Annotated in this window: 1 protein-coding gene; it reads right to left on the bottom strand. The window is 59.1% G+C overall.

Annotated elements, in window-relative coordinates; genetic code table 11:
• A partial coding sequence (locus tag PHA01_RS29160) for an HAD-IC family P-type ATPase (RefSeq protein WP_271899730.1) occupies positions 1–430 on the bottom strand: 430 nt, incomplete at both ends.

Here is a 430-nt window from a genome sequence, read left to right as displayed (position 1 = left end):
AATCGAGAAGGTCGTCAACGCACCGCGCGTCATCAGCAACTGCTTGCCGATACCGACGATCTCGATCAGCTTGGTAGGATCGCTGTCCAGATCGACCATGTTGCCGGCCTCACGGGCTGCGACAGTACCGGTGTTCATAGCAACGCCTACGTCTGCCTGGGCAAGTGCCGGCGCATCATTGGTACCGTCGCCGCACATGGCGACGAGCTTGCCCTTCGACTGCTCGTCGCGGATCAGCGTGAGCTTGTTTTCAGGCGTTGCCTGGGCGAGGAAATCGTCAACGCCGGCTTCTGCTGCAATGGCGGCAGCGGTTAGTGGATTGTCGCCGGTGATCATCACTGTGCGGATGCCCATGCGGCGTAGTTCAGCGAAACGTTCGCGAATGCCGCCCTTGACGATATCCTTCAAGTATATGATGCCGAGCAGCTTG

The sequence above is a fragment of the Candidatus Phyllobacterium onerii genome (assembly GCF_028331445.1).
In the GTDB taxonomy this organism is placed as follows: domain Bacteria; phylum Pseudomonadota; class Alphaproteobacteria; order Rhizobiales; family Rhizobiaceae; genus Phyllobacterium; species Phyllobacterium onerii.
Note: the sequence above shows the minus strand (reverse complement) of the source record. Positions and strands in the feature narration are given on the sequence as shown.